This is a genomic window from Burkholderia sp. ZZQ-2, assembly GCF_050768715.1.
In the GTDB taxonomy this organism is placed as follows: Bacteria; Pseudomonadota; Gammaproteobacteria; order Burkholderiales; family Burkholderiaceae; genus Burkholderia; species Burkholderia cepacia.
Genome location: NZ_LDVA01000173.1, coordinates 38,463 through 52,847 on the forward strand (window position 1 = coordinate 38,463; position 14,385 = coordinate 52,847).

At 67.5% G+C, this 14,385-nt stretch carries 11 protein-coding genes; 2 read left to right on the top strand and 9 right to left on the bottom strand.

Annotation, left to right across the window (positions count from 1 at the left end):
* Window positions 1-69: 69 nt before the first annotated feature.
* Window positions 70-279, bottom strand: coding sequence for a dodecin (locus ABY44_RS11145; RefSeq protein ID WP_021160372.1), 210 nt, complete (start codon window positions 277-279; stop codon window positions 70-72).
* Between the two features lie 135 nt (window positions 280-414).
* Between ABY44_RS11145 and ABY44_RS11150 the strand changes: the two genes are divergently transcribed.
* On the top strand, window positions 415-1,308 hold the full coding sequence (locus ABY44_RS11150) for an NAD(P)-dependent oxidoreductase (RefSeq protein WP_060170388.1): 894 nt from the start codon (window positions 415-417) through the stop codon (window positions 1,306-1,308).
* A gap of 66 nt (window positions 1,309-1,374) precedes the next feature.
* Here ABY44_RS11150 and ABY44_RS11155 read toward each other — a convergent pair whose 3' ends face one another.
* The 4 genes from ABY44_RS11155 to ABY44_RS11170 form a co-directional block, all read right to left on the bottom strand.
* Window positions 1,375-1,821, bottom strand: coding sequence for a hypothetical protein (locus ABY44_RS11155; protein WP_027784713.1), 447 nt, complete (start codon window positions 1,819-1,821; stop codon window positions 1,375-1,377).
* A gap of 333 nt (window positions 1,822-2,154) precedes the next feature.
* Window positions 2,155-2,586 (bottom strand): large conductance mechanosensitive channel protein MscL, encoded by a 432-nt coding sequence (gene mscL, locus ABY44_RS11160; protein ID WP_006487991.1) that lies wholly within the window; start codon window positions 2,584-2,586, stop codon window positions 2,155-2,157.
* Window positions 2,587-2,817: 231 nt separating this feature from the next.
* Window positions 2,818-3,978, bottom strand: a complete 1,161-nt coding sequence (locus tag ABY44_RS11165; RefSeq protein ID WP_060170386.1) for a tetratricopeptide repeat protein — start codon at window positions 3,976-3,978, stop codon at window positions 2,818-2,820.
* 90 nt (window positions 3,979-4,068) lie between these two features.
* Complete coding sequence (locus tag ABY44_RS11170) at window positions 4,069-4,749, bottom strand: PspA/IM30 family protein (protein ID WP_021160377.1); 681 nt, start codon at window positions 4,747-4,749, stop codon at window positions 4,069-4,071.
* Between the two features lie 443 nt (window positions 4,750-5,192).
* Between ABY44_RS11170 and ABY44_RS11175 the strand changes: the two genes are divergently transcribed.
* Window positions 5,193-7,709: a penicillin-binding protein 1A gene (locus ABY44_RS11175; RefSeq protein WP_027787140.1), complete on the top strand. Its 2,517-nt coding sequence runs from the start codon at window positions 5,193-5,195 to the stop codon at window positions 7,707-7,709.
* A gap of 83 nt (window positions 7,710-7,792) precedes the next feature.
* On the opposite strand, the gene ABY44_RS11180 is transcribed toward ABY44_RS11175, so the two are convergent.
* From ABY44_RS11180 to mfd, 4 genes are all read right to left on the bottom strand, one after another.
* Window positions 7,793-8,263, bottom strand: coding sequence for a DUF3574 domain-containing protein (locus ABY44_RS11180; RefSeq protein ID WP_404824316.1), 471 nt, complete (start codon window positions 8,261-8,263; stop codon window positions 7,793-7,795).
* Window positions 8,264-8,408: 145 nt separating this feature from the next.
* Window positions 8,409-9,428 (bottom strand): threonine/serine dehydratase, encoded by a 1,020-nt coding sequence (locus ABY44_RS11185; protein ID WP_027787142.1) that lies wholly within the window; start codon window positions 9,426-9,428, stop codon window positions 8,409-8,411.
* A 60-nt stretch (window positions 9,429-9,488) separates the two neighbouring features.
* On the bottom strand, window positions 9,489-10,709 hold the full coding sequence (argE, locus tag ABY44_RS11190) for an acetylornithine deacetylase (protein ID WP_060170382.1): 1,221 nt from the start codon (window positions 10,707-10,709) through the stop codon (window positions 9,489-9,491).
* A 115-nt stretch (window positions 10,710-10,824) separates the two neighbouring features.
* Window positions 10,825-14,295: a transcription-repair coupling factor gene (gene mfd / locus ABY44_RS11195; RefSeq protein ID WP_027787144.1), complete on the bottom strand. Its 3,471-nt coding sequence runs from the start codon at window positions 14,293-14,295 to the stop codon at window positions 10,825-10,827.
* Window positions 14,296-14,385: the final 90 nt, after the last annotated feature.

The following is a 14,385-nucleotide window of genomic DNA, read 5'->3' on the forward strand; positions in this document are numbered from 1 at the left end:
CGCGCCGCGCCGTGCGGAGGCACGTGTCGTGCGACTCCGGATCGCGGCGCGGCGTGGGATACGGGCGCGTCAGTCGTCGATGCGCATGCCGACCTTCAGCGTCACCTGCCAGTGAACCACCTGGTCGCCTTCGATGTGGCCGCGCGTTTCGGTCACCTGGAACCAGTGCAGGTTGTGCAGTGTCTTGCCGGCTTTCGAGATCGCGTTGCGGATGGCGTCATCGCTCGATTGCTGTGACGAACCGGTCAGTTCGATCATCTTGTACACGTGGTCGCTCATGATGCGCTCCCTGGGATATCGGCATATATCGCCGGTGCAGGTCGCGTTCCCGAAGCGGCGCCGCGCGTGCCCGGCTTCTTGAGTGATAGGTATGATGGGCGGCAAGTGCAACCCATATCGGAGACGAGGAACATCGTGGAAGTCGGATTTTGCGGACCGGGATTGATGGGCGCGCCGATGATTCGGCATTTGCTGGCGGCCGGGCATCGGGTCAGCGTGTGGAATCGTTCGCGCGACAAGGCCGAGGCGCTCGTGAAGGACGGCGCGCAAGTGGCCGGCACGCCGCGTGAACTGGCGGAGCGCGTCGATACGGTATTCATGTGCGTGCTCGACGGCCGCGCGGTGGGCGACGTCGTGTTCGGCGAGCACGGGTTGCTGGCCGGCGATGCTGCCGCGCGTCGCCTGCAACGCATCGTCGATCATTCGAGCATCCCGCCCGCCGCGACGCGCGATTACGCGGCGCGCGCGGCCGCACTCGGCGTCGGCTGGATCGATGCGCCGGTATCGGGCGGCGTGCCCGGCGCGCAGGCCGGCACGCTCGCGGTGATGGCCGGCGGCCGCGCGGCCGATCTCGACACGGTGCGGCCGCTGATCGACACGTACGCGTCGCGCATCACGCACATGGGCGACGCGGGTGCGGGGCAGACGGCGAAACTGTGCAACCAGGCCATCGTCACCGCGACGGTGACCGCGATTGCCGAGGCCGTCGGTCTCGCGCAGGCGAGCGGCATCGATGCCGCCCGGCTGGCCGAAGCGCTGGCCGGCGGCTGGGCCGATTCGGTGCTGCTGCAGACGTTCGTGCCGCGCATGACGTCGGGCGGTCATGCACCGATCGGCGCGCTCGGCACGTTCCAGAAGGATGTCGATGCGATCGCCGACGCGGCGCGTGACACGGGTGCGGTGATGCCGGTGTCGGCCACCGTGCAGCAGGTGCTGCGGCTGGGCGCCGCGCAAGGGCTCGCCGGCGCCGATTTCGCCGCGTTCATCGACATCGTGCGGCCCGGCAACGGGCGTCGGCAGGCGTCGTGACGGGCAAGCGGGGCGGGTGAATGGCAGATGGGCCGCCCGGAGGCGGCCCATCGAATGGCAGGCGGATCAGCCGAGGGAGCGGGGTGTCGTGTCGCCGGCGTTCTGGCGGCCGAGTCCGCCGCGCAGGCTCGCTTTCGTGCCTGCACCAAACTCGGGCAGGATGCGCGCACGCGCACGGCTGGCGAACACGAGGAAACCGAAGCCGTTCGCTTCGTACCAGTAACCACCGTTCTCGAGGCCGTCGAGCGGCTGCTCGAGCGCGTTGGCGATCGATTCGATGCAACGCTTGCGCAGCTCGGCGATGGCGGGATAGGGCGGCTGGGCGCCGCGCACGCTGCACAGGAGCACGTCGAGACCGGGCAGCACGTGGGCGTACAGGACGGGTTCGTCCTGTGCACGGGCGCGGGCAATCTTGGTGTCGAGCTGGGCAAACGGTTTCGAGTGGCGCAATACCGCGAGGAATGACTCCTGGCCATCCTGCTGGGCACGCCGACGTTTTTTCGGGAAGGACATAAACACTCGCCTCAAAAACAATTGCAAGAAATGCGGCATTTTCATGCGACCCACTCCCGGCTATGTACGCCGCATGTCGATCCTTTATAGCACACGAAAATGCTGCCTTCGTGCAGTACGACGATCAATGTCTCCCGTCGACCTGCTCGCCATGATCGACACAGTCAGCGTCTTGGCGCCCGTACTGTCGTTTAGTCTCCATCATAGACCTGCTTTTCCCGCGCGTGCATTCGCCCGTCACAAAAAAGTGAGATAGGCCGCATGCGGCGGTGCATCGCGCGCGCAATAAAAAGGCCCGCACGGGGCGGGCCTGGCAGGCGGGGTGCTCGGCGATCAGCGCTGCTTCAGCGAATCGCGGATCTCGCGCAGCAGCACCGTGTCTTCCGGCGTCGCGGCCGGTGCGGCTTCTTCCGGCTTGCGCAGCTTGTTGATGAATTTCACCATCAGGAAAATGATGAATGCGAGGATGACGAAATTGATCGCCACGGTGATGAACGAGCCGTAGCCGAACGCGGCGACACCCGCGGCCTGCAGGTCCTTGAACGAATCGGGATTACCCTTGAACGTCGGGGGGATGGTGCCGAGCAGAACGAACTTGTTCGAGAAATCCAGACCGCCCGTCAGCACGCCGATCACCGGCATGATGAGGTCTTTCACGACCGAGTCGACGATCTTCGAGAACGCGCCGCCGATGATCACGCCGACGGCGAGATCCATTACGTTGCCCTTGACGGCGAACTCCTTGAATTCCTTGATGATGCTCATGAGCGGCTTTCTCCTGTTGGGGCGAGGGGAGGCGTGCCGCGACGCGCAGGGATGCAGAGCGTCGAATGAGGGTCGGTGGCACGCCGATGGCCGCATGATAGCGAACGCTCCCCATTGCCGGTAGTCCATCTTGAAATGATTGACAAATCCGCGCGTCGGCGCGGCCGGCGCTGAAGGGGAGCGTGGCGTGCGTTGCAGTGCGCCGCGGGTGTGTCGACGCGCTGCGCGGCGTCAGGTGTTGTCGTCGGTCCAGCCGTCGTCGTTGCTGCCGAGGTCCATGCCGCCGCCGCCGTTGCCGTCGCTCCAGTTCGACGCATCGCCGCGGCCGAGGTCGAAGCCCGGATCGTTGTCCTGCCGGTGGCGTTCGCCGTCGACGATCACGTCGCGTTCGACCACGCGCTCGCGGCCGCCCGACATCGCCTCGCCGAGCAATACGCCCGTCAGCAGCCCGCCCATGCCGCCGCCGAAACCGCCGCCGCCTTGCTGGATCACGACAGGCGGCTGCTGTTGCGGGTAGGGTTGCGGATACGGCTGGCCCTGCGCGCCCGTCATGCGATCGGCTTCCTGCGCATACACGGAGCCGCTGCCGTTCGCCGGTGCAGCAGGTTGCGCGGCCGGGTCGGGACGCCCTTCGACGCGTGCCTTCACGCTCGCATGGCGCTGTTCGAGTTCATCGACGCGATAGGGCGGTACCGGATTCTTGCCGTTGGACAGCGTTTCGACGAGCGTGCGCGCGTCGGTCTCGATCGCTTCGAGCTCGCCCGTGAGCGCCGCGGCCCCCGGCGCCGTCGACAGCTTCGCGTCGAGCTTCAGCGGGCGGATGTCGTTCAGCACGTCGGTGGCGCGCTTGAGCTGCGTGCGGCGTTCGTCGTCGGCGCGGCCGTCGTCGGCCGTGCGCGCGCGCCGCAACGTCCAGCGCAGCACCAGCGCGATCACCGCGACGATCAGCCCGAGGCCGATCCACATGCCGGTCGACGGGCCGTGTTTTTCGGCCGGCGCGGCAGCGGGCGCGAGCGACGATTGCAGCGTGCCGGCCTGCGTCGCCGACGGCGCGTTGCCGCTCACGCGCGCGGCGTCGGCGCGAATGCGCGACTCCGTCTGGGCAAAGCGCGACGCATCGGTGAACTTCAGTTGCGGATCGAGCGACTTCGCGCGCTGCAGCTGCACGAGCGCATCGGACGCGCGGCCCTCGCGGTCCAGCACCTGCGCATACAGGTAGCGCGCGTGCGCATTGTTCGGATGGGCGTCGATGACTTGCGACAGCTGCGTGTCGGCTTGCTGCCAGTTGCGTTGCGCGATCGACTGCTCGACCTGCTGCAGCGACGGGACCGCAAACGCGGCGGACGACAGCAACATCAGCGAGAGGCCGAGTGCGGCGAGAGATTTCTTCATGGTCGAACCGGGCGCAGGCGCCCGTCTCCTGACGATCGGTTCGCGCCGCGCGCCCGGGGCGGGCGGCGGCGCGGTTGCCCGCAGTTGCCGTTACTGCGCGGGCGTGTCCAGCTGCTTCTTCAGCGCGGCGAGGCGATCCTCGACCGACGGGCCCTTGTTCAGCGCGGCGAGCTTGTCGTCGAGTGCCTTGCCGCTCGACGTGTCGGCGGAATTGAGACGCGCGTCCGAGCGGGCGTTCTGCAGCGCGACCTTGTCCTCGAGCTTCTGGAAGTCTTCGGACAGGTTCTTGCCGCCGATGCCGCCCAGCGCGCTTGCCGCGACGTCCTTCGCCTGCGCGATTTCCTGCTTTGCCTGCAGGATGTTCGAGCGTGCATTCAGGTCGTTGCGGCGCTGACGCATGTCGGCGATCTGCCCCTTCAGCTTGTCGACCGACGGCTCGAGCGTCGACAGCTCGGCCGCGAGCGCGTCACGCTCGGCTTCCGCGTTCGACTGCGCGCCGAGCGCCTCGCGTGCGAGTGCCTCGTCGCCGGCCTGCAGCGCGCGCTTCGCGCCGTCCTCGTACTTCTTCACCTTGTCGTCGGCCGCATCGCGCTTGCTGCGCTGGGTCGCGACCTGTGCCTCGATCTCGATCAGCGAATTCTCGGCACGGCCGATGCTGTCGTCGAGCTCCCGCACGATCTGCCGTGCGTCGCGCGACGGATCCTGTACCGAATCGGCCGCATCGTTCAGCAGGCCTTTGATCGTGCGCGAAACAGAGTCGAAAAGCGACATGAAATCCTCCGTGGTTGAAAGGCGCCGCGTAGCCGCGGCAGTGCCCGTAGCGAGCCGGTTCCGACCCGCATGAGCCGGCGGATATTACACCACCGGTTCACTTAAATACGGCTTAAACGCGCGAGTTCAAGCGGCGCGCGCATCAGGATGTCGAACCTTTCGCGGTTGAAAGAAAATCGACCGTGCGCACCATATTGCGTGTCCATGATAGGCAGAGGATGCCGACAATACGTTCCTCAAATCACGGCATTGCGGGAATTTTTACAAAAAATCGCGAAGGCCCCCGGTCGATTTCATTAAAATGCGCTGTCACGTCGCGGGAACGGATCGCCGCGCGGCGGGGTCTGTCGACGTGACAGCCGCATCACGCTGTACCCGCTCTGATTCATCCGCTTGCATTTCCGCATGCGTCCGAGGGTGCCACGTACGCCCGCCATTCCGACATGCCAATTATCAAACGACCGCCTTCTTCTTCCGACAGGAACGAACCCCACTACACGCTGCGCCGTTCGCCGTCCGGAGCCTATTACCCCGATGACGACGATCGCGACGACGACCGCCGCACCCAGCGCAGCGGCGGCGGAGGGCGCCGTCGCTCGTTCGGCTCGCGCGTCGCGCTGTGGTTCGCCGGTCTGTTCGCGACGCTGGCGATCGTCGGCGCGCTGATCGTCGGCTACGCGCTGGTCGTGATGGCGCCGCAACTGCCGTCGCTCGATGCGCTGACCAACTACCAGCCGAAGGTGCCGCTGCGCGTGTTCACGGCCGATCACGTGCTGATCGGCGAGTTCGGCGAGGAGCGCCGCAGTCTCGTGCGGTTCCAGGACATTCCCGACGTGATGAAGAAGGCCGTGCTCGCGATCGAGGACTACCGCTTCTACGAGCACGGCGGTGTCGACTTCGTCGGCATCCTGCGCGCGGGCGTCGCCGACCTGATGCACGGCGGCGCGCGCCAGGGCGCGAGCACGATCACGATGCAGGTCGCGCGCAACTTCTTCCTGTCGAGCGAGAAGACCTACACGCGCAAGATTTACGAAATGCTGCTCGCGTACAAGATCGAGAAGGCCCTGACGAAGGACCAGATCCTCGAGCTGTACATGAACCAGATCTATCTCGGCCAGCGCTCGTACGGTTTCGCGGCCGCCGCGCGCGTGTATTTCGGCAAGGACCTGAAGGACATCACGCTCGCGGAAGCGGCGATGCTCGCGGGGCTGCCGAAGGCGCCGTCCGCCTATAACCCGGTCGTCAATCCGAAGCGCGCGAAGGTGCGCCAGGAATACATCCTGAAGCGCATGCTCGAGGTCGGCTACATCACGCAGCCGCAGTACGACGAGGCCGTGAAGGAAGAGATCCACGTGCGCACGCCGGGCAACCAGTACGCGGTGCACGGCGAGTACGTCGCCGAGATGGTGCGGCAGATGATGTACCAGCAGTACAAGGACGAAACCTATACGCGCGGGCTGACCGTCACGACGACGATCAATTCGGCCGACCAGGAAGCCGCGTACCAGGCCGTGCGTCGCGGCATTCTCGACTACGAGCGCCGCCACGGCTATCGCGGGCCGGAAGCGTCGATCCAGCTGCCCGCGGCCGGCGACGACCGCGACGAGGCGATCGACGACGCGCTCGCCGATCATCCGGACAACGGCGACCTTCAGTCGGCGGTCGTGCTGTCGGCGTCGCCGAACGCGGTCGAGGTGCAGTTCGTCGGCGGTGCGACCACGACGATCGGGCCGGCCGGGCTGCGCTTTGTGTCGGCCGCATTGAGCCCGCGCGCGAACGATACGCTGCGCATCAAGCCGGGCTCGGTCGTGCGCGTGCTGAAGGACGGCAAGACGGGCTGGCAGGTCGTGCAGCTGCCGCAGGTCGAAGGCGCGCTCGTCGCGATCGCGCCGCAGGATGGCGCGATCCGCTCGCTCGTCGGCGGCTTCGACTTCAACAAGAGCAAGTTCAACCACGTGACGCAGGCGTGGCGGCAGCCGGGCTCGTCGTTCAAGCCGTTCATCTACTCGGCGTCGCTCGACAAGGGCATGGGGCCGGCGACGATGATCAACGACGCGCCGCTGTACTTCCCGCCGAGCGTGCCGGGCGGCACCGCCTGGGAGCCGAAGGACGACGACCAGCCGGACGGCCCGATGACGATGCGTACCGGCCTGCAGCGTTCGAAGAACCTCGTGTCGATCCGGATCCTCGCGTCGATCGGCACGCAGTATGCGCAGCAGTACGTGACGCAGCGCTTCGGCTTCGATCCCGCGAAGACGCCGCCTTACCTGCCGATGGCGCTCGGCGCGGGCCTCGTGACGCCGCTGCAGCTCGCGACGGGTTATGCGGTGTTCGCGAACGGCGGCTACAAGGTCGATCCGTACCTGATCGCCGAGGTCGACGACGCGCGCGGCCAGCCGCTGCAGAAGTCGCAGCCGGTGCTCGCGGGCAGCACGGCGCCGCGCACGATCGAAGGCCGCAACGCATACGTGATGAACAGCCTGCTGCATTCGGTCGCGACGGCCGGCACGGGCGCGGGCACCAACGCACTGGGCCGCAGCGACCTGCAGGGCAAGACCGGTACGACGAACGACGCGAAGGACGGCTGGTTCGCCGGCTACCAGCAATCGCTCGTCGCGGTTGCATGGATGGGCTTCGACCAGCCGAAGAGCCTCGGCAGCCGCGAGTTCGGCGCGCAGCTCGCGTTGCCGATCTGGGTGAACTACATGCGCACCGCGCTGAACGGCGTGCCCGAGCAGCAGATGCCGATGCCGGACGGCCTGACCTCGATCGACGGCGAGCTGTACTACGCCGATCGCACGCCGGGCAACGGCTTCGTCGCGAACGTCGACATCAACCCGGCCGAGAACGCGATCAGCGCGAACGACGCGCTGGGTTCGGCCGGTGCGGCCGGGCTGGCGCCGCCGCCCGTCACGCCGCAGGAGAAGCAGCAGATCATGGACATGTTCGAGAACAAGTAAGCGGGATACCGCTGTTCATGCATGCGACGGGCGCCTTCGGGCGCCCGTTTTTTTGTGCGTCGAGGTAAGCGGGAGCGGCTGAGTCAGAACGACGCGCAGGCAGGCACCACCGTCATGCCGACCGATTCCTGATGAAACCGCTGCATATAGGCCTTGCGGATCGCGGCGAGCCGCACGCGCGTGTCGGGCGTATCGCCGGCGATGATACGGATCACGAAGCTGTCCTCGCGCGTGATGCCGCCCGTCGTGCGGTCGCGCCATTGGCCGTGTGTGTCCCAGTAGGTCAGGCCGTCGGGAAAACGCGGCGTGACCGTGTCGGCGAGAAACGCCGCGCGCTCCGCATCGGTGACGGAGCCGTGTCCCGCGATGTCGCGCCCGAACAGCAGGTCGGCCTGCAGCATGCGGCTCTCGCCCGGCTGGGTGCAGGCCGGCGCCGTGCCGGCGACGGGCGGGGGCGGTGCCGCGCAACCGGCGAGCAGTGCGATCGCGACGCCGCCGATCATGGGCGCCGCGCGGTGCCACCAGGCAGCGGGGCAGGCGGCTGAAGGCCGCATCTGCCCAATTCGTGTCGATCGACCTCCGCGCGCGCAAAACGCTGCGCGCTCAACCACTTGCGTGCTTGTCCGGCGGGTTATCAACAGGGCTGTCAACATAATCTGGGGATAACCCTAGGTTGGTTCGCTGACGCCCGGCGCGCGATCAGTGCTGGAGTTTCGCGTGCGCGAGATGCATGCCGAGCGTACCCGGGTCGGTATTCGTGCCCGACAGCAGCACGCCGACGCGCTTGCCCTGCAGCGTTTCACGCAGCGGGCCGAGCAGCGCGGCGAGGGCGGCCGCGCATGCCGGTTCGACCGACAGCTTCAGTTGCGAGAACAGGAACAGCATCGCGGCACGCAGCGCGTCGTCGGACACGGTGACGATGCGGTCGACGTGGCGCCGGCACAGCTGGTAGCTGTATTCCTCGGTATGCGGCGCCATCAGCGAATCGGCGATCGTCTGCATCGCGCTCATCTTGATCGTGTGATTGGCCGCGAAGCTGCGGCTCATCGCGTCGGCGCCTTCCGGCTCGACGCCGTACACGTGCACGCGCGGATTCGCGAGCCGCAGCGCGGTCGCCATGCCGGCCGCGAGCCCGCCGCCGCCGATCGGTACGATCACCGCGTCGAGGTCGGGGGTCTGCGTCGCCCATTCGTAGCCGAGCGTCGCGGTGCCGAGGATCGTGTGATAGCCGTTGAACGGATGGATGAAGAAGCGGCCTTCCTCGGCCTCGATCCGGCGCACCAGATCGAACGCCTGCGATGCGCTGCCCGCCAGCACGACTTCCGCGCGGTACTGCTTGCACTGCGCGATGCGCGTCGGGCTCGCGGTGTGGAACATCACGACCTTGGCGCTGCTGCCGAGCCGCATGGCCGCATACGCGACGGCCGCCGCGTGGTTGCCGGCCGACACGCAGGTGACGCCGGCGTTCTTGCGCGCCTCGTCGAGCGCGAGCAGGTGCGTGAACGCGCCGCGCGCCTTGAAGCTGCCGCTCACCTGCAGCAGCTCGAACTTGAAGTTGACGTGCGTGCCCTCGAGGGAAGGCAGGTCGGCGCGTTCGAACACGGGCGTGCGCGCGACCCAGGGCGACAGCGCGAAATGCTGCGCGGCGATTTCGTCGAGCGTCGGGATCGGCTCGCCGTCGATCGTCGTATGGGCCGTGCCCTGTTGTTCAGTCGACATGACGTGGCGGGTGGCGGAGTGGGCCGGCCCGCACACGCGGGCCGGCGTGGCGGGAGGCAGTCAGTGCGCGTCGACCGACATGCTGCGGATGAACTTGCGCAGGAACTGCTCGCAGCCGGCGAGCTGCGCGAGCTCGACATATTCGTTCGGCTTGTGCGCCTGCTCGATGTTGCCGGGCCCGCATACGACGCTCGGGATGCCCGCGCGTTCGAACAGGCCGGCCTCGGTGCCGTATGCGACCTTGCGCTTGTCCTGGTCCGCCGTCAGCGCGCGCACGAGTTGCGTGATCGCGGCCTGTTCGGTTGCGTCGAGGCCGGGCGCCGCGGCGATCTTCGAAAATTCGATCGCGGCATTCGGATGCTCACGAAGCATCTGCGGCAGCAGCGTTTCCCGTGCATACGCTTCGATGCGCGTGAAGATCTGCTCGGGATCGAGCGTCGGCAGGTTGCGGAATTCGAAGTCGAAACGGCACTCGGCCGGCACCGTGTTGATCGCGTTGCCGCCCTGGATCGTGCTCGTCTGCGCGGTCGTGAACGGCACGTCGTACAGCGCGTCGAACGGGCCTTCGGCGCGGAAGCGGTCGGCGATGTCGCGGATGTGGCAGATGAGGCGCGCCGCATACTCGATCGCGTTCAGCCCCTTCGGCGTCAGCGACGAGTGCGCCGCGTGGCCGCGCACGCAGCAGCGGTATGCGTTGATGCCCTTGTGCGCGATGATCGGCCGCATGCTGGTCGGCTCGCCGACGATGCAGCCCGACGGTTGCACGCCGCGCTTGACGAGGTCGGCGATCATCAGCGGCGCGCCGGCGCAGCCGATTTCCTCGTCGTAGGACAGCGCGAAATGGATCGGCTTCGCGAGCTTCGTCGCCTGCATCTCGGGCAGCAGCGCGAGCGCGGTGCCGATGAAACCCTTCATGTCGCAGGTGCCGCGGCCGTACAGGCGGCCGTCGCGGATTTCCGGCGCGAACGGGTTGCTGTCCCATTGCTGGCCGTCGACCGGCACGACGTCGGTATGCCCCGACAGCACGATGCCGCCGTTCGTCGAGCCGTCGTGCGCGGGCACGGTCGCGAACAGGTTCGCCCAGCCTTCGCGTGGATCGTGCGTAATCGTCGAGGCGATGCCTTTCGCGGCGAGCGCGTCGCGCACCGTTTCGATCAGGCCGAGGTTCGGCACGCGGCTCGTCGTGTCCATCGACACCAGTTGCTTGATCCAGGGCAGGCTGACGAGCGACGCGTCGCCTTGGGTGTCGGTGGACGGCGCCGTGGCGTCGAGAGTGGACATGGCAAAACTCCGTCTGATGAATGCGAAAATCATACTCAAAAACGCGCCGGCCCGCCCGCGCCGCGCGCAGTGCGGTGCAGCATCGGCGCGGCCGTCAGGATCGCGTCACGACCCGTCAGCGCGCCGCGGCCACCGCGCCCTGCCTCGGGGCGAGCGCGCGCAGCGTTTCCTTGATCGTCGACACGCGGATCGCGAGGTCGGGCGAGCGCGTCTCGATCCGCAGCTTGTCCTGGCCCGCGAGCTTGATGTGCCGGTGCTTCTGCACCATCTCGATGATCCGCATCGGATCGATCGGCGGATTCGGTTCGAACTGCAGCCCGATCGCGGCCTCGCTCGCGTCGATCTTCACGATGCCGAGCGGCTTCGCGGCGATCCGCAGCCGGTGCGTCTCGACGAGCGCGTGCGCCTGCGGCGGCAGCTTGCCGAAGCGGTCGATCAGTTCTTCCTGGATACCGTCGATCGCGTCGCCGTGCTCGCAGTTCGCGAGCCGCTTGTACAGCGACAGCCGCTCCTGCACGTCCGCGCAGTAGTCGGCCGGCAGGATCGCCGGCGCATGCAGGTTGATTTCCGTCGTCGCGGCGAGCGGGGCGGTGAGGTCGGGCTCCTTGCCGTTCTTCAGCGCCTTCACCGCGTCGTTCAGCATGTCCGTATAGAGCTGGAAGCCGATCTCGTGGATCTCGCCCGACTGCTTGTCGCCGAGGACCTCGCCGGTGCCGCGGATCTCGAGGTCGTGCATCGCGAGATAGAAGCCCGAACCGAGTTCCTCCATCTGCTGGATCGCTTCCAGCCGGCGCTGGGCCTGCTTGGTCAGCGCCTGCGGATCGTGCACGAGCAGGTACGCGTACGCCTGGTGGTGCGAGCGGCCGACGCGGCCGCGCAACTGGTGGAGCTGCGCGAGACCGAACTTGTCCGCGCGATGCATGATGATCGTGTTCGCGCTCGGCACGTCGATGCCGGTCTCGATGATGGTCGTGCACAGCAGCACGTTCGCGCGCTGCGCGACGAAATCGCGCATCACCCGTTCGAGCTCGCGTTCGTGCATCTGGCCGTGCGCGATCACGATGCGTGCCTCGGGCACGAGCGCCTCCAGCATCGCCTTGCGGTTCTCGATCGTCTCGACCTCGTTGTGCAGGAAGTACACCTGGCCGCCGCGCTTCAGCTCGCGCAGCATCGCCTCGCGAATCACGCTTTCTTCCTCGCGGCGCACGAAGGTCTTGATCGCGAGGCGCTTCTGCGGCGCGGTCGCGATGACCGAGAAGTCGCGCAGCCCCTCGAGCGCCATCCCGAGCGTGCGCGGGATCGGCGTCGCGGTGAGCGTCAGCACGTCGACCTCCGCGCGCAGCGCTTTCAGCGCTTCCTTCTGGCGCACGCCGAAGCGGTGTTCCTCGTCGATGATCACGAGGCCGAGGCGCTTGAACTGCACGTCCGACGACAGCAGCTTGTGCGTGCCGATCACGATGTCGACGCTGCCTTCGTTGATCTGCGCGATCGCCGCGTTCACTTCCTTCGTCGTCTTGAAGCGCGACAGCTCGACGATCCGCACCGGCCAGTCCGCGAAGCGGTCGGCGAAGGTCTGCGTGTGCTGCTCGGCGAGCAGCGTGGTCGGCGACAGCAGCGCGACCTGCTTGCCGCCCAGCACCGCGATGAACGCGGCGCGCAGCGCGACCTCGGTCTTGCCGAAGCCGACGTCGCCGCACACGAGGCGGTCCATCGGCTTGCCGCTCGTCATGTCGCCGATCACGGCCGCGATGGCTGCCGCCTGGTCGGGCGTTTCCTCGAAGCCGAAGCTCTCGGCGAACTTCACGTAGTCGCGCGGATCGAGCGAGAACGCGTGGCCTTCGCGGGCCGCGCGGCGCGCATACAGGTTCAGCAGCTCGGCGGCCGTATCGCGGATCTGCTGCGCGGCCTTGCGTTTCGCGCGCTCCCACTGGCCGGAGCCGAGCGCGTGCAGCGGCGCGCTGTCGGGATCGGCGCCGCTGTAGCGCGAGATCACGTGCAATTGCGCGACCGGCACGTAGAGCTTGCTGTCGCCCGAGTATTCGAGATGCAGGAATTCGGTCTCGCCTTCGCCGAGGTCCATCGACACGAGGCCCATGTAGCGGCCGATGCCGTGCTGCGCGTGGACGACCGGGTCGCCGACCTTCAGTTCCGACAGGTCGCGCACCATCGCGTCGACGTTGCTCGCCTGTTCCTGTCGGCGGCGGCCCGCGCGGCGGCCGAGCGCGCCGTACAGCTCGGTCTCGGTGACCACCGCGTAGCCTTCGCCCGGCACCGCGAAGCCGTTCGCGAGCGGCGCGACGCCGAGCGCGAAGCGTTCGTCGCTCTCGAGCCAGCCCGCGAAGTGGTCGTTCGACGCGGGGCGCAGATGGTGTTCGGCGAGCAGTTGCAGGATCGTCTCTCGACGGCCGGCCGATTCGACGGTCAGCAGGACGCGCTTGCCGGACGATTCGACGAACGTGCGCAGCGACGCGAGCGGATCGTCGGCATGGCGATCGACGGAGAGCTGGGGCAGCGCCGTCGCCCAGCCGCCGGCCGGCTGCGCGGGCAGCACGACGCGTGCGAACGGCTTCGCGAACGCGAAGAAATCCTCGTCGGACAGGAACAGGCGCTGCGGTTCGAGGATCGGCCGCTCGCGATCGTGCGCGAGGAACGCGTGACGCTGCTTCGTGTCGGCCGTGAAGCGGCGGATCGACGCCTCGAGATCGCCGGCGAACACGAGGTGCGCATCCTGCGGCAGGTAGTGGAACAGCGTGGCGGTTTCGTCGAAGAACAGCGGCAGGTAATACTCGATGCCGGCCGACGGCACGCCGTTACCGATGTCCTTGTAGATCGGCGCGCGGCTCGGGTCGCCTTCGAACGTCTCGCGCCAGCGGCTGCGGAAGGCCGTGCGCGCGGCTTCGTCGAACGGAAACTCGCGGCCGGGCAGCAGGCGCACGTCGCGCACCGGGTAGAGGCTGCGCTGCGTGTCGGGGTCGAACGCGCGGATCGAGTCGACCTGGTCGTCGAACAGGTCGATCCGGTACGGCAGCGGCGAGCCCATCGGGTACAGGTCGATCAGCGAGCCGCGTACGCAGTATTCGCCGGGCCGCACGACCTGGCTCACGTGCTCGTAGCCGGCCAGCGTGAGCTGCGCCTTCAGCTTCGCCTCGTCGAGCCGCTCGCCCTGCGCGAATGCGAACGTGTACGCGGCCATGAACGACGCGGGCGGCATCCGGTACAGCGCGGTGGTCGCGGGCACGAGCAGGATGTCGCAGCGGCCCTCGCCGAGATCGTGCAGCGTCGCGAGACGCTCCGATACGAGGTCCTGGTGCGGCGAGAACGTGTCGTACGGCAGCGTTTCCCAGTCGGGCAGCAGGCGCACGCGGGCGTCGGGCGAGAAGTAGCGGATTTCCTGCGAGAGCCGCTGCGCATCGACCGCGTTCGCGCAGATCACCGCGAGGAGCGGCACGTCCTGGCGGTTGTCGGCGAGATAACGGGCGATGGCGAGCGCGTCGGCGGAACCATGCGCGCCGTCGAAGGCGAAACGCTGGCCGGACTTGACGCGGGCAATGGGCGAGGCGGACGGGGTGGAAGCGTTATCTGGCATAGGGACGACAGGGGTGGCGTGCACGGGCGCATCGCGGTGCGCCGGTCGAGACGAAAGACCTATTATAAAATCCGCTTCTCGATTTCATCT

Bases quoted from the DNA above. Each gene is read 5' to 3' on its own strand.
- ABY44_RS11165 (WP_060170386.1), bottom strand. From the start codon at position 3,978: ATGAAGAAATCTCTCGCCGCACTCGGCCTCTCGCTGATGTTGCTGTCG.
- ABY44_RS11145 (WP_021160372.1), bottom strand. From the start codon at position 279: ATGAGCGACCACGTGTACAAGATGATCGAACTGACCGGTTCGTCACAG.
- argE (WP_060170382.1), bottom strand. From the start codon at position 10,709: ATGTCCACTCTCGACGCCACGGCGCCGTCCACCGACACCCAAGGCGAC.
- ABY44_RS11175 (WP_027787140.1), top strand. From the start codon at position 5,193: ATGCCAATTATCAAACGACCGCCTTCTTCTTCCGACAGGAACGAACCC.
- mscL (WP_006487991.1), bottom strand. From the start codon at position 2,586: ATGAGCATCATCAAGGAATTCAAGGAGTTCGCCGTCAAGGGCAACGTA.
- ABY44_RS11185 (WP_027787142.1), bottom strand. From the start codon at position 9,428: ATGTCGACTGAACAACAGGGCACGGCCCATACGACGATCGACGGCGAG.
- ABY44_RS11180 (WP_404824316.1), bottom strand. From the start codon at position 8,263: ATGCGGCCTTCAGCCGCCTGCCCCGCTGCCTGGTGGCACCGCGCGGCG.
- mfd (WP_027787144.1), bottom strand. From the start codon at position 14,295: ATGCCAGATAACGCTTCCACCCCGTCCGCCTCGCCCATTGCCCGCGTC.
- ABY44_RS11155 (WP_027784713.1), bottom strand. From the start codon at position 1,821: ATGTCCTTCCCGAAAAAACGTCGGCGTGCCCAGCAGGATGGCCAGGAG.
- ABY44_RS11170 (WP_021160377.1), bottom strand. From the start codon at position 4,749: ATGTCGCTTTTCGACTCTGTTTCGCGCACGATCAAAGGCCTGCTGAAC.